Source organism: Stygiolobus sp. CP859M, from assembly GCF_037389975.1.
Lineage (GTDB): Archaea > Thermoproteota > Thermoprotei_A > Sulfolobales > Sulfolobaceae > Stygiolobus.
In genome coordinates this window covers 190,278-216,553 of record NZ_JBBHKS010000007.1, presented here as the reverse complement: position 1 = coordinate 216,553, position 26,276 = coordinate 190,278, and the positions used below count along the sequence as shown (strand labels likewise).

The 26,276-nt window shown below is 37.5% G+C and carries 30 protein-coding genes, 2 tRNA genes and 4 pseudogenes; 18 read left to right on the top strand and 18 right to left on the bottom strand.

Annotation, left to right across the window (positions count from 1 at the left end):
- Positions 1 to 143: 143 nt before the first annotated feature.
- Positions 144 to 2,027 carry an AMP-binding protein gene (locus tag WIW72_RS02765; protein ID WP_337700992.1) on the top strand — a complete coding sequence of 628 codons (1,884 nt, stop codon included), beginning with the start codon at positions 144 to 146 and terminating at the stop codon, positions 2,025 to 2,027.
- Positions 2,024 to 2,779 carry a CoA transferase subunit A gene (locus WIW72_RS02760; RefSeq protein ID WP_337700990.1) on the top strand — a complete coding sequence of 252 codons (756 nt, stop codon included), beginning with the start codon at positions 2,024 to 2,026 and terminating at the stop codon, positions 2,777 to 2,779. The genes WIW72_RS02765 and WIW72_RS02760 overlap by 4 nt, the downstream gene beginning before the upstream one ends.
- On the opposite strand, the gene WIW72_RS02755 is transcribed toward WIW72_RS02760, so the two are convergent.
- Positions 2,780 to 3,502 (bottom strand): CoA-transferase subunit beta, encoded by a 723-nt coding sequence (locus tag WIW72_RS02755; RefSeq protein WP_337700988.1) that lies wholly within the window; start codon positions 3,500 to 3,502, stop codon positions 2,780 to 2,782.
- 382 nt (positions 3,503 to 3,884) lie between these two features.
- Between WIW72_RS02755 and WIW72_RS02750 the strand changes: the two genes are divergently transcribed.
- The 6 genes and pseudogenes from WIW72_RS02750 to WIW72_RS02725 form a co-directional block, all read left to right on the top strand.
- Positions 3,885 to 5,120: a YeeE/YedE thiosulfate transporter family protein gene (locus WIW72_RS02750; RefSeq protein WP_337700986.1), complete on the top strand. Its 1,236-nt coding sequence runs from the start codon at positions 3,885 to 3,887 to the stop codon at positions 5,118 to 5,120.
- A gap of 5 nt (positions 5,121 to 5,125) precedes the next feature.
- Positions 5,126 to 5,377, top strand: coding sequence for a hypothetical protein (locus WIW72_RS02745; RefSeq protein WP_337700984.1), 252 nt, complete (start codon positions 5,126 to 5,128; stop codon positions 5,375 to 5,377).
- 108 nt (positions 5,378 to 5,485) lie between these two features.
- Positions 5,486 to 6,580 carry a M28 family peptidase gene (locus tag WIW72_RS02740; RefSeq protein WP_337700983.1) on the top strand — a complete coding sequence of 365 codons (1,095 nt, stop codon included), beginning with the start codon at positions 5,486 to 5,488 and terminating at the stop codon, positions 6,578 to 6,580.
- Positions 6,581 to 7,221: 641 nt separating this feature from the next.
- Entirely contained in the window at positions 7,222 to 7,734 is a 513-nt protein-coding gene (locus WIW72_RS02735) for an ArsR/SmtB family transcription factor (protein ID WP_337721226.1), read from the top strand.
- Between the two features lie 20 nt (positions 7,735 to 7,754).
- Positions 7,755 to 8,396, top strand: coding sequence for a hypothetical protein (locus WIW72_RS02730; protein ID WP_337700978.1), 642 nt, complete (start codon positions 7,755 to 7,757; stop codon positions 8,394 to 8,396).
- A 186-nt stretch (positions 8,397 to 8,582) separates the two neighbouring features.
- Positions 8,583 to 8,747 (top strand): annotated as a pseudogene (locus tag WIW72_RS02725) (conjugal transfer protein); the annotation flags it as partial.
- Positions 8,748 to 8,989: 242 nt separating this feature from the next.
- On the opposite strand, the gene WIW72_RS02720 reads toward WIW72_RS02725, so the two are convergent.
- Positions 8,990 to 9,418, bottom strand: coding sequence for a PIN domain-containing protein (locus WIW72_RS02720; RefSeq protein ID WP_337700976.1), 429 nt, complete (start codon positions 9,416 to 9,418; stop codon positions 8,990 to 8,992).
- A complete protein-coding gene (locus WIW72_RS02715) occupies positions 9,408 to 9,647 on the bottom strand; it encodes an AbrB/MazE/SpoVT family DNA-binding domain-containing protein (RefSeq protein WP_337700975.1) in 240 nt (79 codons plus the stop codon). Before WIW72_RS02715 ends, WIW72_RS02720 begins: the two co-directional genes overlap by 11 nt.
- A 160-nt stretch (positions 9,648 to 9,807) precedes the next feature.
- Here WIW72_RS02715 and WIW72_RS02710 point away from each other — a divergent pair, with 160 nt between their 5' ends.
- The 6 genes and pseudogenes from WIW72_RS02710 to WIW72_RS02685 all read left to right on the top strand — a co-directional run bounded on the left by WIW72_RS02710 (position 9,808) and on the right by WIW72_RS02685 (position 12,904).
- Entirely contained in the window at positions 9,808 to 9,990 is a 183-nt protein-coding gene (locus WIW72_RS02710; protein WP_337700973.1) for a hypothetical protein, read from the top strand.
- Positions 9,991 to 10,047: 57 nt separating this feature from the next.
- Positions 10,048 to 10,590 (top strand): hypothetical protein, encoded by a 543-nt coding sequence (locus WIW72_RS02705; protein WP_337701238.1) that lies wholly within the window; start codon positions 10,048 to 10,050, stop codon positions 10,588 to 10,590.
- A gap of 139 nt (positions 10,591 to 10,729) precedes the next feature.
- Positions 10,730 to 10,897 (top strand): annotated as a pseudogene (locus tag WIW72_RS02700) (IS1 family transposase); the annotation flags it as partial.
- A 160-nt stretch (positions 10,898 to 11,057) separates the two neighbouring features.
- On the top strand, positions 11,058 to 11,897 hold the full coding sequence (locus WIW72_RS02695) for a hypothetical protein (protein ID WP_337700972.1): 840 nt from the start codon (positions 11,058 to 11,060) through the stop codon (positions 11,895 to 11,897).
- A 2-nt stretch (positions 11,898 to 11,899) separates the two neighbouring features.
- Positions 11,900 to 12,634 carry a 7-cyano-7-deazaguanine synthase gene (locus WIW72_RS02690; RefSeq protein WP_337700970.1) on the top strand — a complete coding sequence of 245 codons (735 nt, stop codon included), beginning with the start codon at positions 11,900 to 11,902 and terminating at the stop codon, positions 12,632 to 12,634.
- 6 nt (positions 12,635 to 12,640) lie between these two features.
- Entirely contained in the window at positions 12,641 to 12,904 is a 264-nt protein-coding gene (locus WIW72_RS02685; RefSeq protein ID WP_337700968.1) for a hypothetical protein, read from the top strand.
- Here the strand turns inward: WIW72_RS02685 and WIW72_RS02680 are convergent.
- Positions 12,891 to 13,994 (bottom strand): transposase, encoded by a 1,104-nt coding sequence (locus WIW72_RS02680; protein WP_337721225.1) that lies wholly within the window; start codon positions 13,992 to 13,994, stop codon positions 12,891 to 12,893. The two genes, WIW72_RS02685 and WIW72_RS02680, sit on opposite strands and share 14 nt — an antisense overlap.
- A gap of 17 nt (positions 13,995 to 14,011) precedes the next feature.
- Between WIW72_RS02680 and WIW72_RS02675 the strand changes: the two genes are divergently transcribed.
- On the top strand, positions 14,012 to 14,929 hold the full coding sequence (locus tag WIW72_RS02675; RefSeq protein WP_337701305.1) for a hypothetical protein: 918 nt from the start codon (positions 14,012 to 14,014) through the stop codon (positions 14,927 to 14,929).
- 101 nt (positions 14,930 to 15,030) lie between these two features.
- A pseudogene (locus WIW72_RS02670) lies at positions 15,031 to 15,231 on the top strand (IS1/IS1595 family N-terminal zinc-binding domain-containing protein); the annotation flags it as partial.
- Positions 15,232 to 15,623: 392 nt separating this feature from the next.
- Here WIW72_RS02670 and WIW72_RS02665 read toward each other — a convergent pair.
- From WIW72_RS02665 to WIW72_RS02645, 5 genes and pseudogenes are all read right to left on the bottom strand, one after another.
- A tRNA-Met gene (locus WIW72_RS02665) sits at positions 15,624 to 15,711 on the bottom strand.
- Between the two features lie 392 nt (positions 15,712 to 16,103).
- Positions 16,104 to 16,811 (bottom strand): IS6 family transposase, encoded by a 708-nt coding sequence (locus WIW72_RS02660; RefSeq protein WP_337701307.1) that lies wholly within the window; start codon positions 16,809 to 16,811, stop codon positions 16,104 to 16,106.
- A gap of 124 nt (positions 16,812 to 16,935) precedes the next feature.
- Positions 16,936 to 17,073: pseudogene (locus tag WIW72_RS02655) on the bottom strand (GNAT family N-acetyltransferase); the annotation flags it as partial.
- Positions 17,074 to 17,162: 89 nt separating this feature from the next.
- A complete protein-coding gene (locus WIW72_RS02650) occupies positions 17,163 to 17,321 on the bottom strand; it encodes a hypothetical protein (protein ID WP_337721224.1) in 159 nt (52 codons plus the stop codon).
- An 18-nt stretch (positions 17,322 to 17,339) separates the two neighbouring features.
- Positions 17,340 to 17,582, bottom strand: a complete 243-nt coding sequence (locus WIW72_RS02645) for a hypothetical protein (protein WP_337701309.1) — start codon at positions 17,580 to 17,582, stop codon at positions 17,340 to 17,342.
- A 261-nt stretch (positions 17,583 to 17,843) separates the two neighbouring features.
- Here WIW72_RS02645 and WIW72_RS02640 point away from each other — a divergent pair, with 261 nt between their 5' ends.
- Both WIW72_RS02640 and WIW72_RS02635 read left to right on the top strand, forming a co-directional pair.
- Positions 17,844 to 18,818, top strand: a complete 975-nt coding sequence (locus tag WIW72_RS02640) for an NAD(P)/FAD-dependent oxidoreductase (protein WP_337701311.1) — start codon at positions 17,844 to 17,846, stop codon at positions 18,816 to 18,818.
- A 60-nt stretch (positions 18,819 to 18,878) separates the two neighbouring features.
- Positions 18,879 to 18,968 (top strand) — tRNA-Thr (locus WIW72_RS02635).
- On the opposite strand, the gene WIW72_RS02630 is transcribed toward WIW72_RS02635, so the two are convergent.
- The 9 genes from WIW72_RS02630 to gcvT all read right to left on the bottom strand — a co-directional run bounded on the left by WIW72_RS02630 (position 18,950) and on the right by gcvT (position 26,252).
- Positions 18,950 to 19,096 (bottom strand): ribbon-helix-helix protein, CopG family, encoded by a 147-nt coding sequence (locus WIW72_RS02630; protein ID WP_156007956.1) that lies wholly within the window; start codon positions 19,094 to 19,096, stop codon positions 18,950 to 18,952. The two genes, WIW72_RS02635 and WIW72_RS02630, sit on opposite strands and share 19 nt — an antisense overlap.
- Before the next feature lie 69 nt (positions 19,097 to 19,165).
- Positions 19,166 to 20,308, bottom strand: coding sequence for a SufD family Fe-S cluster assembly protein (locus tag WIW72_RS02625; RefSeq protein ID WP_337701313.1), 1,143 nt, complete (start codon positions 20,306 to 20,308; stop codon positions 19,166 to 19,168).
- Positions 20,308 to 21,747, bottom strand: coding sequence for a Fe-S cluster assembly protein SufB (sufB, locus tag WIW72_RS02620; RefSeq protein WP_337701315.1), 1,440 nt, complete (start codon positions 21,745 to 21,747; stop codon positions 20,308 to 20,310). The genes WIW72_RS02625 and sufB overlap by 1 nt, the downstream gene beginning before the upstream one ends.
- Positions 21,748 to 21,822: 75 nt before the next feature.
- Positions 21,823 to 22,560, bottom strand: coding sequence for a Fe-S cluster assembly ATPase SufC (gene sufC / locus WIW72_RS02615; protein WP_337701317.1), 738 nt, complete (start codon positions 22,558 to 22,560; stop codon positions 21,823 to 21,825).
- Positions 22,561 to 22,585: 25 nt separating this feature from the next.
- Positions 22,586 to 23,587 (bottom strand): AbrB/MazE/SpoVT family DNA-binding domain-containing protein, encoded by a 1,002-nt coding sequence (locus WIW72_RS02610; RefSeq protein ID WP_337701319.1) that lies wholly within the window; start codon positions 23,585 to 23,587, stop codon positions 22,586 to 22,588.
- 73 nt (positions 23,588 to 23,660) lie between these two features.
- Positions 23,661 to 24,032, bottom strand: a complete 372-nt coding sequence (locus tag WIW72_RS02605; protein WP_337701321.1) for an Hsp20/alpha crystallin family protein — start codon at positions 24,030 to 24,032, stop codon at positions 23,661 to 23,663.
- 6 nt (positions 24,033 to 24,038) lie between these two features.
- On the bottom strand, positions 24,039 to 24,779 hold the full coding sequence (locus WIW72_RS02600; protein ID WP_337721223.1) for a proteasome assembly chaperone family protein: 741 nt from the start codon (positions 24,777 to 24,779) through the stop codon (positions 24,039 to 24,041).
- A gap of 1 nt (position 24,780) precedes the next feature.
- A complete protein-coding gene (gene gcvH, locus WIW72_RS02595; protein ID WP_337701325.1) occupies positions 24,781 to 25,203 on the bottom strand; it encodes a glycine cleavage system protein GcvH in 423 nt (140 codons plus the stop codon).
- A gap of 5 nt (positions 25,204 to 25,208) precedes the next feature.
- Positions 25,209 to 26,252 (bottom strand): glycine cleavage system aminomethyltransferase GcvT, encoded by a 1,044-nt coding sequence (gene gcvT / locus WIW72_RS02590; protein WP_337701327.1) that lies wholly within the window; start codon positions 26,250 to 26,252, stop codon positions 25,209 to 25,211.
- Positions 26,253 to 26,276: the final 24 nt, after the last annotated feature.

Genomic DNA, 26,276 nt, shown 5'->3' with positions numbered 1-26,276 from the left:
ACATCATCTAAAAAGAGTTCTATCTAAGTGAGTTATTAAACTTAATGAGAGGATAAGAAAATTGAGTACACTCCCTTTTGTCTTATTGTCTAGTTTCCGCGTTTCCGCTAAATCTATTTATTAATTCATAGTTTATTTTTTCAATGAAAGAGGTAGGTTTAAGCGATTATCTCGATATCTGGAAACAAAGTATAAGTAACCCCCAAGAGTTTTGGGATAAGATAGCTAAGGAACTGATTTGGTTTCGGCGTTACGAAAAGATTCTAGACTATAAATCACCGGATAATTACCGTTGGTTTGTAGGCGGAAAGATTAATATTACATATAATGCATTGGACAGATGGATTTCTCAAGGTAAGGGGGACAAAACAGCTATAATCTGGTTAAATGAAGAAGGAAGAGAGAAGAGATATACTTACAAAGACCTATACGAATTATCGTGCAAAATATCTTCATTTATCACTCAGTATTCGTCGAAATCCGATACAATACTGTTATACATGCCTATGGTTGTCGAAGCAGGAGCAACAATGTTAGCCTCAGCGAGATCAGGTACAATTCATACCGTAGTGTTCTCGGGGTTCGGTGTTAAAGCATTAGCAGAGAGAATAAAGAGCGCTAAGCCGAAAATAATTTTCACGGCTGATGTTACATACAGAAGAGGAAAAGTTATAGAGTTGAAGAGTGTCGTTGATGAAGCGATAAAGGAAAGCGGAATTAATGTAAACAAAGTTGTAGTTTTAAATAGAGAGGACAAGGCTAGTTTTAAAGAGAATAGGGATATAGACTTTAATGACGTTATTAAGCTTAATACTAGAATGGGGGTAGTAGAGACGAATTCTGAAGATCCATTGTTCATACTCTATACCTCAGGAACTACTGGTAAGCCTAAAGGTATAGTCCACTCAATGGGGTCTTATACCGTCTGGGATTATGCTCACGTTAAATGGTTATTTGATTTCTCTAACGAGAGGAAACTGTTAACGACTGCCGACCTAGGATGGATTAACGGTCACTCATATAGCCTTTATGGACCTTTACTTAACTACGGTACAACGATCTGGTATGAGGGTGTCTTGGACTATCCTCACCCTGGAGTTATGTGGGAAATAATAGAGAGATATAAAGTTGAAAATGTGTGGACTGCACCTACATTAGTTAAGATGTTAATGAAGTATGGAGAAGAGCACGTGAGGAAATTCGACACCTCAAGTTTAGAAGTCTTTGTCACAGCTGGTGAGAGTCTGGGAGTTGAAGCTATGAATTGGTTGCGTAGGAACGTTAAAGCAAAAAAGATTTTTGAGGTATGGGGACAGACCGAGAATTCCGGCTACATAGCATCTCCAGGCGGTTCTTACTTCGGCTTCCTCAAGATCAAGGATGGTAGTGTTGGTGTCCCGTTACCGTCTATAAATATTAAAATAGTTGATGATAACGGTACTGAACTACCTAGGGGGAAAGCTGGAAATATCATAGTTACCTCACCGTCCCCTGCTTTTATGATCGGTCTGTGGAATGATGAAAGGTATAAAAACTACTACGTCAGGTTCGGTTATTATGAGACCGGAGATTACGGTTATATGGACGAAGAGGGATATTTGTATATTCTAGGCAGGAGCGACGATATACTAAAAGTCGCAGGTCATAGGCTAGGAGTGGCTGAGATCGAGAATGCAGCTTACATTAAAGAAGTTGCTGAGGTTGCAGTAGTAGGAGTTCCTGACGAGATTAGGGGAGAGGTAATTGTGATATTCGCGGTACCTAAAGAAGGAGTTAAAGACTTGTCCCAAGTAAAGCAAAAGATCATTGAAAATGTAAAAAAGAATTTCGGGGCAATAGCTGTTGTCAAGGAAGTAATTTTCGTTAATAAATTACCGCATACGAGAACCGGCAAGATCATGAGGAGGGTTTTAAGGGCGTTAGCAACTGGAAAAGATGTAGGTGATGTTTCAACACTGGAGGACGAGACAAGCGTAGAAGAAGCTAAAAAAGCGTTAGCCGATATTAAAGTGGTGGATAGAGTTTGAGTAAATTAATAAGTATTAAAGACGCTGTCGACCTAGTGAAGGACGGAGATTCAATTACCATCAGCGGTATGTCATTTCATAGAAATCCTATGGCGTTTATCTATGAATTAATCAAGAGTGGTAAAAAGGGGTTATATTTTATCGACCGGGAGCCAGGTTTTGGATTAGAGGTTCTCCTCAAACACGGCGCGGTTAAAAAGATAAGGGCTGCTATGGCTACTCTCGAGTGGTTTGGGATTCCTCCGAATTTTAGGAAGATGGTAGAAAATAAAGACGTAGAGTTCATAGAAGACACATGTGGAGCTTTTATCGCCGGTATCAGGGCTGGTGCGTTCGGACTACCTTTCATGCCTGTTAAGGGGGTAATAGGTTCGGATCTCGTTAAAATACATGAAAAGTTAGAGAACTGGAAAGTTGTTAAAGATCCCTTTTCCGGTGAGAATATCCTCCTAGTTAAAGCTATAGTCCCCGATGTAGCAGTTATTCATGTCCATAAGGCAGATGAAGAGGGTAATAGTGAAATATTAGGACCTTTATACGAGGATGAGTATAAGGCTAAGGCATCCAAAATAACAATTATAACAGCCGAGGAAATTGTTGACAAGAGTTATTTCTACGGAAAAAGACCTACAATAAATGGTGAATATATAACCGCCGTAGTTCATGCTCCGAGGGGCGCTGAACCCACAAGTATGTTCGGGCTCTACGATGTAGATTGGAAAAGAGTTGTGGAAGAATTACAACCTATCTAATTATGCAAGTGCAGAGCGTAAGTTATAAGGATCCATCCTTTTTATGAATTCTCTTTCGTCGTTTCTGAGCGTAATAATTCGTAGAGTAGGTGACACAACTACTTCAAACGCTGTATTATTTAAGATATCTTCAACTGACGTGTTTTCATAAATAGCAGTTATGAACCAGGTTTTCTTCTCTCTGTCATATTTTAGAACCCCTAAGTTAGTAACCACTATCACTTTATTACTAGAATATTTTGCTGTACCCGTTACAAAGTCAACTTTTTCTACTAGAGATCTTTTTGAGTGTTTTAAATTCCACAATATAGCTTTTCTAACTAGGGGGAGGATGAAGGCAGTTGCAGCCCCTCCGGTAAGCCTTACTTTTGGATTATGGTAGTCCCCTATAACGGAGAGATTTACGTTAGTCTCTTTGTCGATTTGGACGGGTCCTAAAAACATAACATCCAGTCTCCCCTTCTGAGCTAAATCAAAAGCGTCAGCTGTTATAAATACTGGAGTGTTGGAGACCATAAAGGGATTACCAGTTGAGGGACTTATTTCTACGGACTTAGGGTTATCAGCCTCAGCAACTCCTATTATCCTTATTTTCTTGCCGTAAAGATCTCTTGCCATGAATGAGGCGATGAGACTTGGAATTGAGTTTAACCCTATGTAAACTAACTCATTATCTTCAACTTGTTCAGCAATAGCCTTTATAGCGTAGTCTACTTGACTCATTATTAAACTATTATTATGTAGATGCTAATTAATTCACTCAACGTTAACAATTCGTAAAATTTATCAGATGACTCAAGTTTACTGTGAAATATCCGAAAGGTTTCCTAAAAATAATTTGATATCCATAACCTTTTTGAAAAAAGAAAATCATATAACTACATGAGTAAACTAATTAGTATTTATTTATTTACGTTTAATAATTAAAAAGAATGCTATTAGACATGGAGTCTTTTATCTCATCTTTATCATTTTTTGTATTATTTTTATATCAACTTTTAATGAAATATCAGTTTTTAACTCGGTTAATTAATTATCTACAATATTTTAAAAACTCTACTTATATTTTTCAAGAGCAAGTATTAATTTTGGAGATGAAAGAAAAATGATAACATTTACAGCTCCTCTCTGGGTTGGAATTCTAGTAGGATTCATAATAGGAGCTGCAGCAGAAGCATGGGGCATAGGGAATCCAGAAACATTAATTAGGCTTTCTAAGTGGGAAGATAGACTCTTTGTAGATTGTATTTTGCTGGGAGTTGCAATTGCCACTCCAATAATGTACGGGTTATATGCTGCGGGAGTGGGATTTCATTGGTCTGCTAAAGCATTATATCTAATCGGAGTAGGCCTCGGTGGTCTCTTATTCGGTGTAGGGCTTGCAATTTCGGGTTATTTCCCTGGTTCAACATGGATGGCATTAGGTGAGGGAAGAAGAGATGCAATATATGCAATATTTGGTGGGCTTGTAGGAGCTGCTGCATGGACAGCTCTCTTCCAGACTCCAGCAGGGCAATGGCTCGTTAGCACCCTGAATTTCGGTAGTCAGGTTATAGGTGCTAGTCACCCAGCCGGTAAAGAATACTTAGTACCTTGGAGCGGTCTAACGCCTATTGATCTATTCGGAATTTCATTAGTTTACGCTGCAATACTGTTCACTATAGCATATTTCTTACCTAGATATAAAGGTGGTCAGCACAGCTGTTTAAGGTCTACACTCAGAGGACAAGGACTGAGCGACTTTGAAAGAGCAAAAAGGCTTGATACGGCGATGTACTTAACTTACGGTGGTCTACCATATGACGATAAGTCAATTGCTAAGAAATTAAACGAATATTGGGCTGTAGAGAGCAACGTAACTAAATTCTACATGGTAAGCATAGGCGGATTAGTGGGTCTCACCGTAGTTGCCGAGATGTTCATGCACCAGATCTTCGGAGAGTCCACTACATACTCATGGATGGCGGGTCATATATTTCTTCCAGATTTCAAGTACAGTCAGATAGTGTTTAAAGGTATTGGTTGGGAACCCTTCAGCGATATAGGAACATTGTTAGGTTCGTTCTTCGCAGCGATATTCTTGACCAGAAGGTTCACTGCCTTTAGGAAGAATATTCCTCCAAGCTGGCAGAAGAGGTTTGGTGATAATGAGACAATAAGGGCTCTGGGGTCATTCGGTGGTACTGCGCTAATGATGTTCGGTGCCAGAATGGCTAACGGATGTGCTTCTGGTCATATATTAAGCGGGTTGTTGCAGATGTCCTTAAGCGGTTGGGAATTCTTAATCGCGGTGATGATCGGAATGTTGGTCACTGCAAGGATAGTATATGGTGAGAGGTGAGAGAAATGGCAGTAATTAGGGATGAAAAAAGATTAGAACAATTGGATAAGACTTTCAAAGTAATATTCATAATAGGACTAATAGTGATTTTTGCAGTTGCAATTGCTGAAACTACCGGATATCAAGGGTTTTCACCAACAGCCTCTCAGGTGGCTACGGTAGGGTATATAGTAATCGTGTTGTTAATAATAGCAGGGGTCATATATAGTCAATTCCCGCCGTCAGTGTTAGGTAAGCCTATAGAAGGCTCGCAATGAAAGCATAATATTTTTTATTTTTAATAAGTTAAATTTGCTTTTTTTGTTTCCCTTATCTTCTTTTCACGTTTATCTTATTTATTTAAGCCTTGAATTAATTATCTCATTGTGCTGGGAGAAGAGCTTTCCAAGCTCGGTGAGGCTATTCATGGTTCTAACAAAGAGAAAGAGATCCTTAGTATCCTAAAGGAAAGACTCTCAGGTAATTATTCTACATATCGTGAATACTTGGTAAAGACTAAGGAATGGGTGATAGACGAATTCCGTTTTGTAGTTAACGGAAAAGAAGTAAAAGCCAGTTTATTACCGTATACTTGCGGATACCTGAAAGGGGAAGTAGGAAAGGATATAGCCTTTAACGTAATGCCAGAGCACCCATTTCTCGTACCTTCGATACATGAGGAGAATTTAAAAAGGAAATATTCAGCTTCAGTATTTTATGACAAGGGGAAATTAAGGAGGATTAGTGTAAAGGATGAAAAACCGGCTGTTTTCAGTTCAATACCTTTAAAGCCAGGTGATGTAGTAGATATAGAATCTAAGAGCAGACTCGTTGATACGATATCTCATAACCTAGAGTTTACTGTTCAAGAAGGTGAAAAATATATCGTTATTGGAGCTCATGTAGATCACTGGCTATCAGGATATCATGATAATATTTTCGCTGTAGAATTTCTTTCTACTATAGAATTTCCAAAGTTTAAACACGGTCTCAAAATCGTTTTCTTTTCGTCTGAAGAGGGTCCCAGATGTTGCAACGGCTCTATTCAACAACCCAAAGATGACGTGTTTGCTATGATATCTCTCGACGCTTTATACCCCGACAAAGTAGTCTTTTCGGCTACTCCTGATCTATGGGATTTATCGCGATTTTTTAACGTGAAAAGGGTGGAGATGCCCACACCTTATTCCGATCACTTTCCTTATATAATGGAAGGTTATCCCGCTATGGTTCTCTATAACGACGATTTAATTCCTTTTTATCATTCGGATCGAGATTTACCGATAGAGTCAGATAAAGCTTTTGCAGAGGAGTTAAGAAAATCACTGATCAGATTCCTAATCGAGTTAGATAAGATGAGAGAGGAGGAGTTAAATGAGAAGTTCTTTAAGTATGCCGAAAGCAAAGGAATAAAACTTCTAGAAAGAAAAGGCAGTATAATTCCTTACGGTCTTACTTCAAAGTTGAGGGGCGAGAGATGATTTCCCTTCCGCTCTAAGAAGCGTGGGTTCCTCTCATCGATTTGGAATCACATTCTTCCTTCAGTGGTCAATCGAGAGGCTCAGAAACCCCTCCCATTTAAGTTCACCACCCTAATAACGTCACGGTCTTTCTCCTAATTGCAAGTACACTAAAACTAATGATAACCAATTTCTTCAATCTTTTTTCACGTCTAAGGGAAACATTCTCTTTTCGAATTATTATACCATCCCTTGTATATCAGGAAGGTGTTGTCATAACAATCCTCTTAATCTCTATAATGCATGACGGAGTGCTTTTGAGTAGTTAGTTACAAGGACTAGTAAGAGGTTGGATAGGCGATTTTTATAAAAAGAATATCTCTGATTGCTTTATCTCTCCTAGTTATTTAAGGAAATTTAGAAAAAGTAACGTTTATAAACATTTCTATATGGGGCTGTTAATCCCTTTTCGGAGATTTCCTTCTCCTAACCCTCTTCTTTACAAAACGATTATTTGGTTTAAAAAGAATTTATCTGATGGGAAAGGTAATCAAACCAAACAGACCCCCTGTAAAGTCTTACACAAACTTAAAAGGTGATAATAGCGAATTGATGAGAAAACACCGTTAACAAAATTTATCCTTAATCCCTTCTATTATCTTATGCTAAGATTTATGGTAGTAAATAAGGAGCAAGTTGATCTTCTTTTCGACAAATTAAATGTCATGATCATCAAAGAAATAATAAGAGAACCTCTAAATGTCACTCAGATTTCTGAGAGGCTAAATGAGCCGATACCGATAGTTTGGAGAAGGCTAAAGAGGCTCGAGAAGGGAGGGTTAATAGAGGTAGTGAAGGTGGAGAAGGTGGGAAAGTTTAAGGTAAAATATTATCGGGCTAAAGCCTTGTACTATGCTTTGCCGAATTTTCTCCAAATCCATCCTAGAGACATTAAGGTTAAGTTCCTTTATGAAAAATTATTAAGTTTAAGGAATAGAGCTCTCCAAGCGTATCCTAATGAAATACCAGATGACGTAGATCCTATAGATTATGCTGTATTAATGGATATCATTATGAATTATGGGATACTTTTCGATAACGAGGGTGAGCTAAAGGAGCTCATGGAAGAAGCTAGAAATTACTTCTTTTCATTTTTGAAAAGGAACGTTAAATAGTTATTTCCTTACTTTAACCCATGGACTTGTATATACTTATAGGTAGTGTTATTTCCATTTTAGTTGGTGTTCTGCCTCTCTTTTTCGTAAAGAGGGACATACAAGCCCTCGCGGTTGCAGCAGCTGCGTATTTTACAGCTATAATCGTAAAGGTTGTAATCCAGTACTCTTTTTTAAGCTTCTTCGAAAAGCCTCAGATACCTACATACCTAGCTTATGGAGCTTTAACGGCTGCTACAGAACCTGGTTTCGCATACGTGTTCGCAAGGTTAGTTAAAGGAGACTCTCAAGTGTATGGAGTAGCCTTAGCTTTTTGGGAAAATGCAGTGTTAGAAGGGCTCCTTTTGTTACCGGACGCATTTATCCTTAATTATACAGTAGTTCTGACTACGTTACTTCAGGTTATTATCGTGAAAATTATTGATAGAACGTCTTCACTATTATTGCATTATTCCTGGGGTGTTACGGCTTGCTTAAGCCATAGGAAGAATAATATAAAATATATAATAGTCACTGCGCCTTTCGGTTTTGTTGACTCTATTGCCACTTATGCCGATCTTAACCACCTCAGCCTCAGGTCTATGTTTATATTATTTAGTATTCCAGATTTTACATTGTCGCTGCTCAGCTTTATTGTCGCTAGAAAATTTTTATATAGTTAAAGTGAAGAGCCATATTTAAATAAACCCTCAGGATTTTCTAGCTTGAGCTTTAACATAATCTTATATCTTTCAGTAACTTCTAGAATTAACATCGGATTTCCGTATTAACTTAACTTGTCCTTCAGCTACTCTTTAAAGCCCCACATTAAAATCCTCTTTTCCAAACTCCTCTATCTCTAGCTACCCGTAGAGCTAAATGAAAATTTTGAAATACCAGTTGCAATAGCCGATTTAGGCGTTTATGAAGGAGTTTTTCCAAGCCTTATTTTAGGTAGGGAAGATTTCTTTTCAAGAACGATGATATGCTTTGACAGGGACATAAGATTAATTATTAAGGCTGATAGTCTTTAACTTAACTATATATTAAGAATATTGAAAATTTTCTTAAATGTATAGAGAGCTTTTTACCCCATCTTCTTACGTGAAAATTTTTCGCACCACGATTATCCTTAAGTAATTTATTGGAACGGCTACGGTATTTGAACTAGTTTTATCCTCTTTAACTCCAGTATAGTAATAATCCTGAGATGTTTAAGTAAATACTTCTGTTAATATATTCAGAATTTATAAAATTTAAGTTTTTTATTATTTTATTATATTTCATCAATAAAACTAATAATATCTCCGAATTCTTTTCTAATTTCGTCCAAGACTTGAACTATTTCCTTCTCTCTTTTAAAGAGAGCCTTATCTTTTAAATAGTCTGCAGTAGCTATTACATAACAGTCTGGCAAAGCTATCCCGTATTTTTTCTTTATTTCCCCTGCTTTTATTACTATTTCGTGGTTAATCTCCGTGAGTTTCAGTTTAGCTGATAGCCACTCTACAAATTCCTTTGCGTAATTGTTGGCGTTACTTAACCCAGCTGTTATATAAACCCTATAACTTACGTATAATACTTCACTCAAAGTGATTGGTGTGACATAAAGTGGTGTGTAGCTCTCAATTAGCTTCTTAACCTTTTCATGGTATGTACCAGCCTCATTAATGTACTCTATTAGAACTCCCGTATCAACTATCATTAAATATTTCCTCCTCTTTCCTCCTTTCAGCCTCACCTTCTTCCTTAAGGATCTCTTCTACCATTTTGGGATCAACCCTTACAATTTTAGGTTTTAAGGGACGTAAAACTAACTCCTCACCTTTCATCTCACCTAACAATATATCGTTTTCTTTTATCCCGAGTTTTTCCCTAACATCTTTTGGTAAGATAATTACACCTTTCTTCCTTAACTTTATTTGATAAACCATATAATATAAGTTAAACTAATGTCTAAAGAGTTTAACCATTAACCGAGAGGAGTATAGCACTACGAATAGTTTAAAGAATTATGAGGATTGTTGCTGAAGCAGATTCTGAAGAAGATATTGATAGGAGTACGTCTAACAATTTCAATTAGATATAGTTGCTATGGTGTATTCACAAAACAGTGTAGCTTATAAGCACAGAATTTTGATTAAGGAAGGCATGTCTGGATGCGGAACCAAGACTAAGAGGATAGAGAATAGGGAAGTGCTAATACCAGACAAGCTATACCAACCTTACCCTTTGCAACAAAAGAGTGAAGAAGGAAATGCCAGAAAGCCGGTTTAGTTGCTAATATAATAAAATTTTATACTTTATATAATGAATTTAACTAAGGGAAGAGTTATGGAAGGAGAGAAGTTATCTTTTTCGAAATGGCTTGGTTTAGCATTGCTGTTTATAGGTTTCCCTACAGCAATAGCTACTGTAGTGTCGTTTTCGATTCCTTACTATTTATTACACAATGTAACTCTAACTAATACCCTTAGTACAATAATTCCATTAGTAGTATTTGTAATCTCAGTAACATACTTTAGTAAATATCTTCAGAGTCGCAATCTTATCAGTCCCTTCATGAAAAAGAGAACGATTACAATCTCACCAGATAGTGGGCAGCCTATTGATGAAAAATACATAAGGAGCTTTGAGGTTAATCTCAAGCTTATTAAGGGTGAGGAATATATCAAGCAGTTGGTCATGCTCGGCATGATGTATTTGCAAAATGCTGTAGCTTATGATAACAAGGATTTGTACTTGAGGGCTAAGGAGTATCTGGCAAGGGCTGAGGAGGCTATGGAGGGGAAGAGTGTAAGCTTTGAGACTAGAATGTTGGTTGACAATTTGAGGAGTAAGATTGAGACGTATAAGTATCGTTTCGGAGAAAGATAAAGGCTTAAACGTACAGATTGTTTTAATTATTGTTACCAAATCTTACTCTTTTGGCAGTCGTCTTATCGAGAAAACTGTCCGAAATTATTAGCAAATGTAGTTAAGGTGCCGCCGCGGGGATTTGAACCCCGGACAGCCGGTTATCTCACCCGTTAATCCTAACGAATCGCTGCACTCTTGATTGAGGGATAGGCTCGTACGTTTTAAGAGGACTACTAAGACAGTAAATAGGAGCATTAGTACCATGATGTACTACATAGTCCTAGTCTTGTGGGAGAGAATGTTAATTCCAGAATTTGTAGGTTAATTACGACACTATCTCCAGACTGTTGTAACTTCGGCAAAAATATATTATATAGAGTAAGATCGGAAAAAACTTAATATAATATACATTTTCTACATATTCCTCTATATTCTAAATACAGTATCTTTATCTAACATAAACGAAATAATCTATCCAGGTAAAGATGGAAATCAGTTCTAAAGTTGAATACATAATAGGGAAAAACTTAATACCTAAAATAAAGTTCATTGTTTCTAATATCGAGATAAAAATTGAAAATAGTGAGTTAGAAGATAAACAATTCAAAGATTTTCTAAAATCGTATTATAACTTTTATGATAGTTCCAAGATAGATACCATTTTTATTATTGAAGTTAATTTAAATGATGAAACTTATAGAGGACTTGGCATTGGTTCATACGATACAAAGACTAATAATATCTCGTCTCTCTATTTCGAGTGGGAATCATTAACTAAATATGAAGTGCAAGCTGCTAGTGGTGGCTCCATAATTTGCTGGGATTATTCTACTTATTCAAAAGCTTATCAAGGTGCGGTTAACATAAGTTCTGTCGCGGGAACATTAGAGGGTTTTCCATTAGAAGCAAATGTTACATATTTAACTCTAAACGACGAGGGTGAGATAGTATTCCAAGGATATCAGAAAGGTATAGTTAAGACTATTAACGGGGTACGAGTTGGTAAAGTTAAATTAGTTGGGTTTATTGATGAAAAATTCCGGTTGAATACTTCGCCGGGTTATACAGTATATCTGACACAGAAAAATGACAATATAATATCTGGAGTTTATAATCAGATACAAGTAGACTCCATGGGTAGAATGTATTACGAGGCCGCCATTAGAGAATATAAAATATATAGTGGCAGAAAATTACCATTTGATGAGGTTATGATATTTAAATACAAAGATGCTAATTTCAATCAGATAAAGAATAATAAAAGAATAGATTCAATGTCACATATAGCATATTATATGCCGGCAAAAGACCCTTACGGGAAATAATCATGGTTGATGAAGCTATTATTCAACTTACTGGAGGAATAGATTCCACAGTGTTAGCGTATTATCTTAAAGATAAATATGTGTTGCATGGAACTTTCATATATTACGGCTATCCTCCCCAGATAAGAGAATTAGAGTTAGTCAAAGAATTATCTAAAAAGCTCGATACCCCTCTAAAGATTATTGATTTTTCCTCTTATATTAAGTCTTTCGATCTCCCTCCAATAGGTTCTATACAATATATAATTAAGTATCAGTTTGTGATAGAAATCCTAGCATCTTTTTCAGCTTATCCGAATCTAAATACCATGTTTGTGGGCTGGCTTAAGGATGAGTGGAGTAATAAAATGAGTATCTTAAAAGGTATTGAATCTCTTACGGGTTTTAAGGTTATGGCACCTTTTCACACAATGGTAAAAAGTGAAGTTATTAAGTTGGGTAATGAATTAGGCGTAGATTTTACAAAAACTCATAGTTGCATTGTATCTGGAAAAATGCATTGCGGCATATGTATGCCGTGTAGATCTAGAAGAAGAGCTTTTGAAGAGGCAAAAGTTAAAGATCCCACCATCTACTACTTTAATTTGCCCCTTACTGAGATAGATAAGTTATCAAGAGAACTAAGCCTGGAAGAGTTAGTAGAGAGGTATTTTAAGCCATTCTTGAAGTACACTGGAGAATATCCTAAAGACTTCGTGGATAACTTAGCCAACATTTTGAAAAAATATAACGGATGAATCTAAATGAAGAATTATTACTTAGCATATAAGTCAATTATCTCATTTTTCATAGGTTTCATGAGTTTTGCGTTCATAGCTTTAATGAAAATATCAGGCTTAAATGACTTTCAAATAGGGTTAATATTAAGTACTATATCAATATCTCAATTTATCACATACATTATTCTGGTGTCTTTCTCGATAAAGAGGAATCTCTTGGTCTCAGCGGCATTAGAACTTCTTGTACTAATAATCTTACAGCAGTTATGGGACTTTAACGTAACTTAAAGATTTTCATCAGCCCAGGCGGTCCGCCTAAATAACGTTCAACGAACCTGAGGAACGCCTCCACACTCCTCAGGTTCAGCTCCCCTATCAGCTCCCTGACAACGTTGACCATGATGGTGAAGATCGTGAGGTACCCCTGAAGCCTCTCTCTCCTCCAGAACGAGGAGTCCTCCAGTCCAAGGGCCTTGACATCCCTGTGGAGCTTCTCGATCTCCCACCTCATCCTCCATGCCTCCTCGATCTCCTCCTCGCTGAGCGAGAGATCGGTCGTGTAGAGATACCTGACGTGTGTCCCGGAGTCACCTTTATATTCTTGGACTAGCAATTTTACTGTAATCACTCGGTCTCTCAGGGTCAGGTCGGCGTAGTAGACTCCGGGGGGTAGGTCCCCCACTCGGAGGTGTCCCTCCACCTCCTCGAGGGTCCCCCGGGCCGACTCGACCCTGAGGAGCCTCCGGTTGGACTTGAGCTCAGACACCACGTTGTCCGTCACGAGCTTCTCCGACCAGTACCACGAGTCGAAGACTACCTTGGACACGCGGAAGTACCCCTTGAGCACGTCCAACATCTCCTTGGCCAAGTCGATCTTGGTCTTGAACTCGTTGACCATCCCCAAATCCAACATCTTCCTCACGGCGTAGGGGAAAGCCCCCACCATGAACGCCCTGCCCGTGGAGAGGTCCACTATGGCGACCGTGAGGAGCTGCACACCCCTCTCAAACCTCCGGTGGGCGTGGCAGTAGATCCAGTAGTTTCCGTGGGGGCTCACGTCCTTCCCTCTGGAGTACTCCTTGTGGTCCACGGTGTTGTCTATGATTACGGCCACCTCACCCTTCACCAGCCCCGACAGGACCTTCAAGTAGTCCTTCCACGCGTCTTCGAGTTCCCCCAACGCCTCCAGCAGGTTCGCGTAGTCCAACCCGAACGTCTCAGCAGCGTTCTTCACGCTGGCCCTACCACCTAGCAGGGTCATGAGGACTAGTGCTAGTCCTACCCTCCTGCTCCTCCCGTTCCTTCTCACTATGCCCAAAACTTGGTTGACTGCCTTGACCAACCTCTCCTTAGCGTACTCTACTTGTCCCTTCAACATCTTTCAGTAGAACAACGTTGAAAAATAAAAACTTCTCGCTAATACCGACTTCTTGGTATTACCTCCCTAAGATTCCCATAACTGCTGTAATCTTAATTATCCAAAGATCCTTCCTTACTTTCACCCTCTCTGCAATTTTTATGGGTATCTCCAACTCTATAAATTCCTCAGTTATAATGCTTCAAAAAGGATTTACGAGAAAGGATTATTCAATTATGATGACCTTAACTTACACCCTCAGCTTAGCAGGATTAGGAATATTCTACTTGAGTAGAATAATAGGGATAAAAATTCTCCTCATATTATTTATTCCTCTATTGTTTGCAAACCTAGTATTATCATCAATGCTTAGATATGAAGAGAATAAAGAGAGTTTATCGGAACTCTACTCTTGGTTAAAAAACGTCGGGAAGTTAGTTTTATTCTTTGGCTTCTTTGCAAGTTTAAGAAGAGTTGCAATCACAAGTTATATACCTTTAATTCTGCTTACAGTATTTTATACATATACCCCGCAGGAAATAAGTTTATACCTCATGATAATTCAAGTTCCTCTAATTATTTTCTTTTATATAGGCCATAAAATAAGTGAGAAAGTTTTCCTAATATTGTGTATAGCAGAATTAATTCTTTTCTTATCACTTTCTATGTTTTACCGAGAATCGATATTTCTCTTCTTATCCCTAATACTCTTAGCCAACATATCCTCATCCTTAAGGGCACCAGTCGTTGAAGAAACAGTAGTCAAATTGTCAAATTTTAGCACAAAAATTTCTTCATTTTACCACTTGATGGATACTATCTTCTCAGCGTTAGCGTCAATCTTACTTGCATTTATCGTAAAACTGGGTTTGTTTTATGGAATTTTTATAATAGCAGGGTTATCTTCAATCTTGCCGTCTTTGTTTGTATACAAGGTTATAGTAGAAAGGAAATAGTAAATAATGTAGTGTTTAATATATCTTGAATTACTTTTTGAGTCAGTGTGAGCATAGTGCAGTCATTAAGCTATGTATATTTTGTATAACCAGAATTATTTATGAGCAGAAAGCTTGCAATCAGACAAGACCTAGCACGTCCTTCTTGTAGTAGTCATCATGTTGTCAAGTGTGGTAGGCCTTTGGGTAGGCAGAGGTATTTGTGTAGGTACTGCGGTAGGTATTTCCTCGGTAATGCTTCTTATTATCATCGCTCTAGGTCTAATTCTTTCTCTGTAATTAAATTGAAAGAAGAGCTAATAATAGGGAATTTAGTCCATTCAAATTCATAGACCTCAGGCTTTCGTGAGATATTAATATAACTCTTCTCTGCTTGACTTAACAATAATGATATCTTTCATTTTCATATTGCAGTCCTCTGAAGTCAATAGAAAGAATGGAATTCCTTCCAGACTATAGTTACCTCGTTTATCCTTCTTTGTCTGATAAGCTCTTCTCCAGTGTCCTCTCTAAGATTTTGATCTTCTGATACTCCGTCAGCCCGAAAATGTCTATTATTCCTACCCCTCTTCTAATAAATACGTCAGAGACCTAATTGATATTATGCGTTTCCAGTTTCTTCCTCAGACGTTTCCAATCATACTCCCTCATAAGAACGTAAATCTCTTTCAATTTATGATAAAGATTAGGGAGATGCCGCCGCGGGGATTTGAACCCCGGACAACCGGATGTCCCCTGCGCCGTATGAGTCCGGCGCTCTAACCAGGCTGAGCTACGGCGGCACTATATTTTTTAAGTGTTAATTCGGTTATAAAGTTTATATTCAGAAGTTCAGGGGCATATGGTAGAAGATTCTCTAGGCTTAGTTGGGAGACGAAAAAGTGATAATTAACTGAATAATAGTTTAATGGAATGTTATGTAACGTTATTATTAAAATAATGATAGTTTAGCATGAAATAGAGTATGAATCATCTTTTAAATTTAGTTAAAATATCTTGGTATACTCTATTATTAATATCTATTTAATTTATCGAAGGACGAAAAGCGTTCATGTTAAAGAGAAAAATTCAAAAAGGCATAGATACACATCTATTATATTTACAGAGGTTTCGTATCAGTATTTGCAGATATCCATAACCTTTTCCAACATTCTATAGAGTGTGGACAACAATTTCATTCATTTGAAATATTTACATTTATTATCACCCCCTTATCTAACAAGTACGTTGGGGTGTAAAGGGTGTTATATATTAGGAAGAATGTTGATAACCACCTAGTTATTGTGAACTTGTTAGAATTCCAAGGGAAGTGGAAGTCCATTGATGCAAGCCTATGTTTTAGGCTTCTGAACCCTTGTTCTGCGTAATCCCTCTCGTTGAACGTTACCTTCTCGTGTTCTACGTTTAACCATGAGAAGGCGTTGTATGCAGTTGCCCCATCGTGTAAGTAAATTACCTTATCAATCCTTCTCCTAAATACCCTCATTGCTATTTCCTCAGCCCTACTCATGTTCACAAGAACTACCAAGACGTGTACTCCACTCCTAACGCTAGTAACCATGAAGAAGGATATTCCCTTAGTTTTTACATCCCTAACAATCCACACGTAATAGTACTGACCATTAATTAGCCTCACCTTAGTCTCATCAATAGCGTAAACACCACTCAATGGCACAGCATACCTCACATAACTCAACCTCCTATGATAGTAAAGCAGAGTGGAATGGGGTAAAACAGCCCTCCAAGAGGACAAACCACACAAGTATTCTGCCAACGCTTGGGCTACTTGCTCTCTAGTGTAAAACCTTGGCTTAACATTAATATACTCAAATAACAATAATACAATTTGGGTGAGCACGGGGACTTTCCACTTGGTTCCCATGTGCTCACCAAGATAAAAACCCCGTGCTCACCCTTAAATAGTATTACGCGAAAACAAGTTTTTACAGAACGAGAAAAGATTGTTGAATAAAATTATATTAAATTAACAAAATTGTTGACCACACTCATTCTATAAATCCTATCTTCATATAAACGTGAATTGCATGGCTGTTATCTTCTCTCACGTACAATGAGGCAACTTTACCTCTTTTAATAAGGCCTTCAGTCAACATTGATACAACTGAAGTTGCAAAACCTCTATTCCTAAATTCTTCCTAAGTTAGGACTTCCCCTATTACAGCAACTTTCTCTAGTTCAATCAATGTATAAGCCGCTGAGACTAGGTGATCGTTTAAAAACAATCCGTATGCAGTAGTTCTGTTTTCTTTATCATCTGTAGTAACGTGTTACCCCTCTCTTTCCCATAGATTTTTAGTATTTCATTAGAGTCCTTCATATTCAACTCCCTAACATCCTCTCTCTTAAAGACTATAGGAGATCTACACACCATCAAGAGCTCTGGATAAATCTAACTGTTTGGAAAGTTTAACAAAGATCTCCATCTAGGTTCCACAAACAGTACGAATTTGTCTTCCCTTATTGAACTCAGTAACTTTTTAGCTGTCTCTTCCTTCTCCGCGTAAAGCAGTATCGTAATTGGCTTAAATTTTCTGTAAAACATTAAATAACCCTCATTAATTACCGTAAGATCTGCATACTCGTTATCGACCTCTGAGTCATAGATTTCAAATGCAAACTTGACAGGATTCATTAAAAACAAACTCTTTAGTCTCTCGATCAAGTCCTTTACTTCTTAACTAGAATTTTTTAGCCGAATTTTAATTTTCTGTTCTGCGAAACCACTTTAGATAATTTCTCCTTACTCTTATGAGTTTGACAGTAAGTGGTATTTAGTCTATATTCTATAAGCATTTCACGATGTGCCTTCAGTACTTGAGGTGAACTGGGAAAAAAGTGAAAATTTTAAATATTACGAAACTAGCTTTAAAAAGTTGAAAGTTGATATATACTTATGAAGACTATAATTTTAGGTGGAGGATTTGCAGGTTTATCTGCTTTAAAAACAAATCCTGACGCTTTACTTATAGATCAGAAAAGTTATTTTACTCTCACCCATAGGCTAGTGGACGTAATAAAGACTGGAGATCCGAAGTTAGCTAAGATCCCTTACCATAAAGTATTGGTTGCTAGAGTGAGGAACGTGGATTTTAGGAAAAAGGTAGTTATCACTGACAAGGGCGAGTTCCAATATGATAAATTGATAATAGCACTAGGGTATTCTCAGAAAATATTTCCGAACACAGAGAAAGTCGAAGACATACAAGATTCTCTAAATTTAAGAGATAAATTGTTGAAGGCTAAGTCTGTTGTAATATTAGGCGGAGGTAATTTAGGTGTTGAATTAGCAGGGATTATAAAAGAAATGGATCCTTTGAAGGAAGTTTACCTAATAGAAGCACAAGATAGGCTTTTACCTTTTATGAATACTGAGTCTTCAACATATGCTTATGAATTACTTACTGGATTGGGAGTAAAGGTATTACTTAAGAATAAAGTAGAAAAAATAGAGAAGAATCTAGTAGTAACTAACGATCATGAGATTAGAGCTGATCTCATAATTTCATCTGTAGGATTTAAGGGCTCCCCGATGATCAGTGAGATTGGACTAACCAATATAAACGGTAGGATGATAGTAGATGATTATCTTAAGTCGGTTGACTACGATGACGTATATGGAGCCGGAGATTGTGCAACGACGACGAAATTCATACCAATGTCAGCTCAAGTAGCAGTCCAATCGGGAAGAAGAGCGATGTTGAATGCATTAGGGGAGGATGAAAAGTTTAGGTTTAACCAACTAGCCATAATAGTCAGGATAGGGGGAATTTATTTTGGTGATTTTTATGGTAAATTTGTGAAAGGTGAGCTAGCTGAATTAGCGGAAAAAGTGGGTATATTTAGAGCTATTAGACTCGTAATATCGTAAAAACGTTTTGACGGTATTAACGGGATAAAACTTTAAAATTAATGGGTAAAATAATAACTTGCCGCCGTAGCTCAGACTGGTAGAGCGCCGGCCTTGTAAGGTCTATCTCGAGATAGCCGGTGGTCCGGGGTTCAAGTCCCCGCGGCGGCTTTCTTTTCTCTCAGATATTTTATGAGGGCCTCTCTTATTATCTCACTTCTGGTGTTTCTAGAATTAACTGCATAGAGGTCAAGCTCTTGTAACAACTCTTCTTCGACCTTGAACGTGATTACTCTCATGCTCCCTCAGTATTACCTTTTACGTAGATTATAAATAAGGGATTTTTCGCTTAAGTCAGAATAGAGAGACTAGACTGAAACTAATACTTTTGCCTCCGTAAGTATTTCATCGATTATTTTCTCTAAGAACGGAGGATCATTTTCATCTATTATGAAACCTTTAATTATCATGGACTCTGCTTCTTTTCTGCTGAATCCTCTAGTCTCCAGATAAAAGATAAGCTCATCTGGTACTCTCGAAATTGAAGCTGAGTGCTTTGCTAGCTGAACCCTCCCAGTCTTGACCTCTAACATTGGAGCAACTACAGCTTTAGAGTCCTTACCGATGTTATACGCTCTACCTATTATAGATGTTGAAGAATCTAACGCCTCTTCTGATACTGTTGCATCTCCTCCTATTACGGACAATGCGGAATCTGTGGATATAGCCTTCAGCATGCCATCGCTTTTACTCCTTTTACCTTTATGAATTGCACTTACTCTTACATTTATATTATCATCATTTAATCCTATGGTCTTTGCTGAAAATGTAGATATTGCGTTTTCCATTAATTCGATTGAGTAACTTACATGTGAGATAAACGACCTTGAGGTGAAAATGTTGGTGTTAAGCTCTCCTTTTACTAATGCCTTGGAATAAATGAATAGGTTAGAGGAAAGCCCTATTATAGTAAGATTTAGCTGTGCATCTCTTCCTACTTCAAAGGATATAACAGATGAGGTCATTCCATCCTTCGGACTATCGCTCATATAAACGAAGTCCATCGTGTCTCCGTCTTCTACTTTAACCTCTAAATTTAGGGGATAAAATACTCCTTCAGAAGACGTGTGGTAAAATAGGATCTTCTTTGACTTTAAATTTGATGAAGATATGGTGATCTTATTTGATAATGCGAGTGTTAAGCTTACTAGCTTATGTTCCTCGGCTTTTATAAGTGAGTTAGTGGGTTCATCCTTTGTTTCGATCTCAGATGGATAAGTAATTTCAGTATAACCATCTATCTTTCTTCCTTCCTTCGAGGGCAAGAAATCATTAACTTGTAGGTTCAATTTTTCAAATCTGCTCCAGTCTGTGTAGTGTTTTAGAGTAGGGGAATCGTTAATCCTCTGATAAGGGAGGGATAAATATAATGATAAAAGTCTTTCTCTTTCACTTTTATTACTAAACTTTGAAATATACTGTTGAGCTGAGGAAAAATCTATTATGGACATTATGCGACTGCACCTAGCTTGTCGAGTTCTAATTTAATAACCTTGTTTAACATTGTAGCGTATTCGAATGGTAACTCTTTCATTATCTCGTCTATAAATCCTAGTACTAGCATTGACACAGCTTCTTTCTCGTCTATTCCTCTGTTCTCTAGATAGAATAACTGGTCTTCGTTCATTCTGAATGTGTGAGCCTCATGAGCTACATCTGCATCTTCCTCAAACACTTGATTATGGGGGAATGTATAGGCTTTAGTTTTTTCATCTAACATTAACGAATCACACTTTACAAATGCTTTAGATCCCACTGCACCTTTGTTAACTCTTATTAGTCCTCTGTATATATTAACTCCTCCATTGAATCCGATGTTTTTACTTACGACTTTACTTTTAGTATTAGGTGCAGCATGTATCATTTTTGAACCACTATCTTTCCATTCTCCTTCTCCACTTGCTAATGTTACTACTAAGCTGGTTGAGGTTGCATTTTTACCTCTTAGGATAGTGGAGGGGTAAACAAAGCTATATTTTGATCCTAAAGAGCCTTCTACCCATTCTACTGTTGCATTTTCATCAGCCCACGCTCTTTTATTATTAAAGTTAATTATGTTCTTGCTCCAGTTCTGAACTGTAGTGAATTTAATGTATGCGTTCTTCTTAGCGTAAAGTTCGACCATTCCGTCGTGGAAGGAGAACTTCTTAAACTGTGGGGCACTACATCCTTCTATAAAGTGAATATAAGACCCCTCATCAGCAATTAGGAGTGTGTGTTCAAACTGTCCTTCCATTTCTGTACCTATTATGAAAAACCCTTCAACGGGCATTGTTATTTTTACTCCTTTAGGGACGTATACGAATACTCCTCCACTCCATAATGCTCCGTGTAGGGCTGCGAATTTGTGGTCTGAGACTGGGAATATTTTTGTGAAGTATTCTTTGACTATATCTGGATACTTCTGGACTGCTTCTTCTGGGGGCATCATAATTACCCCTTTCTTTTGAAGTTCCGCTTTTACGTTACTATATATCGGTTCTGATTCAAAAGTTGCTACTAAACCTCCTAGGTATTGTTGTTCTGATTGTGGTATTCCTAACTGTTCGTAATATTTTCTTATTTCTGGTGGTATTTGATCCCAGTTAGAAGTTCTCTCTACGTCTGGTTTAATGTAAATTTCCATTTTGGAAACGTCTAGCTCTGATAGGAAGTCAGGAAGCCAATTAGGTGTGGGGAGTTTTTCAAATAACTCGAGGCTTCTTAGCCTCAACCTTAGCATCCATTCAGGTTCCTTCTTTATCTTAGAAATTTCGGTTATCACGTCTTTGCTAAGTCCAGATTCCACCAGTCTCTTATGGAATTCTTGCTGTGTGAGCGAGTGATTTTTAGCTTCTATTGTAGCGTTTATTAATTCGTTTAGATCAACGGATATTTTCTCTTCTGGCAATTGGGATTACCTCACATTAACTGTGTTAAAGATCTAATTTAAACTTGCTTATGAATAATTTGTAAAAAGAGTCTATCATTTGACTATTCCTTCGTAACCTTTTTCATCTATTAGTTTAGCTAACTCCATACCTCCGCTAGCAACGATCTTTCCTTTATATAGTACGTGTACTCTGTCGGCGTTGATATGTTCTAAGATCCTTCTATAATGAGTAATTATCAAATACCCAGTATTGTTTTCCTCTCTGAGCTTTAGTATAGAATTTGAAATCGCTTTTAATCCATCCACGTCTACTCCTGAGTCTGGCTCGTCTAGGATTGCTATTTTAGGTTTCATGAGGAGCATTTGAAGGATTTCTGTTCTTTTCTTCTCTCCTCCACTAAATCCTTCGAAAATCCCTCTGTTTAAAAGTGAGTCTGAAACGCCTACAGTTTTGCTTAGCTCTTTAACTTGTGATATCACTTGTAAGGGTTGTGTTGAGGAGCCGTAAATTCTGTTATATTCTGCTACAAGAAGCGTAGAAAGTTTAACTCCACTAATCTCTATAGGATTTTGGAAAGCTAAGAAAAGACCTTTTCTCACTTTCTCGTAAGTCTCCAGGTTTGTGATATCTTCTCCGTCAAGAAGGATTTTACCTTCCGTGATTTTATATTTAGGGTGTCCCATTATAGCTAATGATAAAGAGGTTTTACCGCTTCCGTTAGGTCCCATAAGTACGTGAATTTCTCTTGAGTTAATTTCAAGCTCTACTCCCTTAAGTATCTCTCTTCCTTCAACTTGCACGTGAAGGTTTTTTATTTTTAGTGTGGTCATTACTTTTCTCCATATCTATTTTTGTTCACGCATTAAAATTTCTCTCGATCCACGGTAATTCTTCCAAAAATATTGAGCAAGAGGAGTTTGTTAACGCCTCCTCTAAACTTTGAACTAACTCCTCTAGATAATTTTTGATTAACGGTTCTTGTATGTTAAGCTGTTCTAGTCCTTGTTTCAACTGGGAGATTATATTATAGCCGTTAGAGATCCTTTTAACGCTCGGGAATAATATTGTCATTATGATCTCATCAAATAAGTCATTTATTTTCTGGAACATTTCCGTCAAGATCTTTACTTGTTCTTGAGTGAGGATCGGTTTAGTGTTCTTTATCGTGTTGCTTAATTTAGTCATAATGTTGTATACACGGAGAATAATAATCGAGTTAATAGCTATTATGAAGTTTCTTAATGTGTCTCTTTCAGACGTGTATCTGCCTCCCATACTCCTTCTCAATAACATCAATTGTACTCTCTTCAAGTCCTCTAAGCTAGGCTGCACTTCTGCCAAGGGTTGTCCTTTTAAGTATCCTAGAATTTCATCAACTTTTCTTGATGCAATGTTCAGAATACGTCTGAGAAGGGACTCGGAGCCTATTTTTTCAGTATCGAGCAAGCAGTCCAGCTTTATACTGTTTTCACTAGTTTCTGCTACTTCAATTCCTACCAAGTGCTTTGAGTAATTTATTACGTCTTCAAATTCTTTAGGATCTATGTTCTTTTTTGAAGTAAATACGATCTCGTCGTATCCTAAGATGTACAAACATGGTATTGCTGTAGTCATGGGTTGTTTATAGCTATCTATATCTATCTTTACATTCCTCCTGTTGTAGTTTATCTTTACTTTTTCCGCTACTAACCTTAGTGTCCCATCTTCAGAGATCTCCATAATAATTTTATCTCCTGGTTTTATTCCCCACTTGTTAATCCACTTCTTGGGTAATGTGATGAAAAGGGAGGATGAACCTAATCTTTGAACTTTTCTAGTCTCCACGTCTTTTGGTGTTTTATTAGTTTCCTCTGCCAAAATAATTCCCTATTATTAAACTTAAACGGCGTTTATATAAACATTTCTAACTTATTCTAAGCTTTTAAAAAAATTAGTGCTTCTTTTTAACCGTAATTACGATCAACCATTTGTGTCTTGTTACTTCAACAGAATTAGGATCTGCATCTGGTGGAATTGTGAATTTAAGATAATATGTATTACCGCTTTTTGTCTTGCAATAAACTCTTATAGTGTTTTCACTTGTTGTGATTTTAAGGCTTGATGTATCGGCTTTCGGCATGTCTATTACATATTTGTAACAATCTTGTAGTTCCTCAACGGAGTATAAGGGAGATCTTGACTTAATGAAGTTCTCGACTTCTGCAAACTCTCTCTTAATTTCTTGCTCTATCTGCTTAAATTCCTCCTCTTGTTTAGATATTAAGTATCTGATTAAGTCATCCAGATCTTTAAAAACTGGCATTTTTCATCACGCGTAGGTCATAGGTTTGCCAGATGCGTATCTTGGAAGTTCGGCTTTTGTTTGAGCCATTAAGCCTTTGATCTTCTCTCTTATCTCTTCTGCCTCTTGCATCAGTTCGTCTACAGATATGTTAAAACCGATATATTTGGAAAGAATTGAAAGTGCTAGTGCAGATGCTTCGGGATCAGGTAGGTCTAAGAACGATTCCACTACTATGGTGAAGTTATTAATGTTCTCTTTTTTAGCTTCAATTAGTAACGGAGCATAGGGACCTGTGATATACCCGTCACCGAATTTCTTCATTAAGCCAAATTTTTCCATTTCTTGAGCGATCTCTTCACTATTACCTATCCAATACGCGTTTATTGTAGTAGCATTTAATCTGTCTTCTATCGGAAGACCTGTTATTGAGATGATCGTTGATATACCATATTTCTTAGCTATTTTTACTATCTCTCGTGAGATCGGATATAATGCTTCTGAGGGAATTGCTATCCACGAATGGAAGACGAGTATGTTATTTCCATGGTAAAGTTTTATGGGTGATTTAGCTATCCCGCCTTTTACGTGGGAGATAGGAGGTAGCAAACCTGGGGCATATAATGTGGCGAATTCCTTCAGACCGAGTTTTTCTATTAGGTATTCGGTGGCTATGACTCCTACGAGTCCAGCGTCGGGAATTCCTACAACCATGTAAGATGGCTTTGGAAAAACGGGCATGTATCCTTCTAATACCTCTATTGACATTTTACAGTCCCTCCCTCTTTTTAATTGTATTTATGTACTGCTCGTAGTTTAACAGTTTTTCGATTTCTTTTGGATCTGAAATTTCTAGTTTGAAAATCCATCCTGCACCATAAGGTTCTTTATTTATTAATTCGGGCGAGGTAACTAATTCTTCATTGGCTTCTGTTATCTTTCCGGAAAGTGGGGAATATATATCGGCAGCAGCTTTCACTGATTCTACAGTGGCGACTTGTTCTCCTGCTTTGACTTCCCTACCTGGTTGAGGTAAGTCAACTCCTACAATGTCTCTCAGCTTCTTCTGAGCGTAATCTGTTATCCCTACCTTAGCCACATTATTTTCTATAGTTATCCACTCGTCGGTCTCAGTATAATATCTGTCTTTTAAGACCTTATATTTTCCTTCTACAACGATTTCGTTGCTCATCTTTATCACTTAACTAATGGGAAGTCTGATATTTTTACATCTATTAATTTTCCCCTTACGTCAATGTTTAAGTTAAATCCTAAGTAAAGGTGACTCGATTTAATGTAGCCCATCCCTATAACCCTGCTTAAGTAAGGGCTGTAAGTACTACTCGTAACATATCCTACTTGAGTACCTAAAACTTTAAACGGATTGTCCCTTCTGGGTAAGATCCTCTCGTTCTTTTTTCCTTTAAATCCGATTCTTATCTTGTCTACTCCATTTTTTAACTGTTCTAAAATCTTGTCCCTTCCTATAAACTCTTTCTCTAGAGAGAAAACCCAATATCTGGCTTCTATAGGTGTAGTAGCTGAATCGATGTCCTCCCCATAAAGTACAAAACCCATTTCTTGCCTCAGACTGTCCCTAGTAATTAGACCTGCTGGCTTCACACCCAAATTAACAAGCTTGGTGATCAACCTTGAGAGTGTTTCGGGAGATCCCCATAATTCTACGCCGTCCTCTCCCGTCCACCCTGACCTACTTAATAAAAATACATCCTCGCTCATGAATTTTGTGTTCAACCTAAATTCTAAAGGTTGAAGATCTACTTTTTCAACGAAGTTCCACACATTTCTCCCCTGGATTGCAATCATAGCTAGATCGAATGTCAAGTCTTGAACATTTAGTGAGGAATTTTTCTTTATCCAACTGATTATTTTCTCTCTGTTTATAGCATTAGTAACAACGAGAAACTCATCCTCTTTGACCTTATATAACATTACGTCGTCTTCAAAACCACCCCTATCATTGAGGAATGCTGTAGGTCCTACCATTTTTCCTTCTTTTTCCTTGTTTATATCCTTGGCGACCAGTTTGTCCAACTCGTCATTTTTTCCCTTAATTCTGAGTCTTCCCATGTGTGAAAGGTCGAAAAATGCACATGATGTTCTCACAGCCATGTGTTCGTCTTGATAACTTGTGTATTTCATCGGCATTTGCCAGCCTGCGAATTCTCCTATATCCGCATTTAGCTTTATTTCAATATCCAAAAGGGGTGAACTAAACATTATTAACCGTGATCAAGTATAACT

Excerpts from the sequence above, each read along its gene's own strand:
- WIW72_RS02730 (WP_337700978.1), top strand. The coding sequence starts at position 7,755 with ATGGACTTGTATATACTTATAGGTAGTGTTATTTCCATTTTAGTTGGT.
- WIW72_RS02765 (WP_337700992.1), top strand. The coding sequence starts at position 144 with ATGAAAGAGGTAGGTTTAAGCGATTATCTCGATATCTGGAAACAAAGT.
- WIW72_RS02695 (WP_337700972.1), top strand. The coding sequence starts at position 11,058 with ATGGAAATCAGTTCTAAAGTTGAATACATAATAGGGAAAAACTTAATA.
- WIW72_RS02600 (WP_337721223.1), bottom strand. The coding sequence starts at position 24,779 with ATGTCAATAGAGGTATTAGAAGGATACATGCCCGTTTTTCCAAAGCCA.
- WIW72_RS02690 (WP_337700970.1), top strand. The coding sequence starts at position 11,900 with ATGGTTGATGAAGCTATTATTCAACTTACTGGAGGAATAGATTCCACA.
- WIW72_RS02605 (WP_337701321.1), bottom strand. The coding sequence starts at position 24,032 with ATGCCAGTTTTTAAAGATCTGGATGACTTAATCAGATACTTAATATCT.
- WIW72_RS02680 (WP_337721225.1), bottom strand. The coding sequence starts at position 13,994 with ATGTTGAAGGGACAAGTAGAGTACGCTAAGGAGAGGTTGGTCAAGGCA.
- WIW72_RS02745 (WP_337700984.1), top strand. The coding sequence starts at position 5,126 with ATGGCAGTAATTAGGGATGAAAAAAGATTAGAACAATTGGATAAGACT.
- gcvT (WP_337701327.1), bottom strand. The coding sequence starts at position 26,252 with ATGTTTAGTTCACCCCTTTTGGATATTGAAATAAAGCTAAATGCGGAT.
- WIW72_RS02705 (WP_337701238.1), top strand. The coding sequence starts at position 10,048 with ATGGAAGGAGAGAAGTTATCTTTTTCGAAATGGCTTGGTTTAGCATTG.
- WIW72_RS02755 (WP_337700988.1), bottom strand. The coding sequence starts at position 3,502 with ATGAGTCAAGTAGACTACGCTATAAAGGCTATTGCTGAACAAGTTGAA.
- WIW72_RS02630 (WP_156007956.1), bottom strand. The coding sequence starts at position 19,096 with ATGAGAGTAATCACGTTCAAGGTCGAAGAAGAGTTGTTACAAGAGCTT.
- WIW72_RS02720 (WP_337700976.1), bottom strand. The coding sequence starts at position 9,418 with ATGATAGTTGATACGGGAGTTCTAATAGAGTACATTAATGAGGCTGGT.
- WIW72_RS02735 (WP_337721226.1), top strand. The coding sequence starts at position 7,222 with ATGCTAAGATTTATGGTAGTAAATAAGGAGCAAGTTGATCTTCTTTTC.
- WIW72_RS02750 (WP_337700986.1), top strand. The coding sequence starts at position 3,885 with ATGATAACATTTACAGCTCCTCTCTGGGTTGGAATTCTAGTAGGATTC.
- WIW72_RS02715 (WP_337700975.1), bottom strand. The coding sequence starts at position 9,647 with ATGGTTTATCAAATAAAGTTAAGGAAGAAAGGTGTAATTATCTTACCA.
- sufC (WP_337701317.1), bottom strand. The coding sequence starts at position 22,560 with ATGACCACACTAAAAATAAAAAACCTTCACGTGCAAGTTGAAGGAAGA.
- WIW72_RS02645 (WP_337701309.1), bottom strand. The coding sequence starts at position 17,582 with ATGAATCCTGTCAAGTTTGCATTTGAAATCTATGACTCAGAGGTCGAT.
- gcvH (WP_337701325.1), bottom strand. The coding sequence starts at position 25,203 with ATGAGCAACGAAATCGTTGTAGAAGGAAAATATAAGGTCTTAAAAGAC.
- WIW72_RS02640 (WP_337701311.1), top strand. The coding sequence starts at position 17,844 with ATGAAGACTATAATTTTAGGTGGAGGATTTGCAGGTTTATCTGCTTTA.
- WIW72_RS02710 (WP_337700973.1), top strand. The coding sequence starts at position 9,808 with ATGGTGTATTCACAAAACAGTGTAGCTTATAAGCACAGAATTTTGATT.
- WIW72_RS02685 (WP_337700968.1), top strand. The coding sequence starts at position 12,641 with ATGAAGAATTATTACTTAGCATATAAGTCAATTATCTCATTTTTCATA.
- WIW72_RS02625 (WP_337701313.1), bottom strand. The coding sequence starts at position 20,308 with ATGTCCATAATAGATTTTTCCTCAGCTCAACAGTATATTTCAAAGTTT.
- WIW72_RS02650 (WP_337721224.1), bottom strand. The coding sequence starts at position 17,321 with ATGGTGTGTAGATCTCCTATAGTCTTTAAGAGAGAGGATGTTAGGGAG.
- WIW72_RS02660 (WP_337701307.1), bottom strand. The coding sequence starts at position 16,811 with ATGGGAACCAAGTGGAAAGTCCCCGTGCTCACCCAAATTGTATTATTG.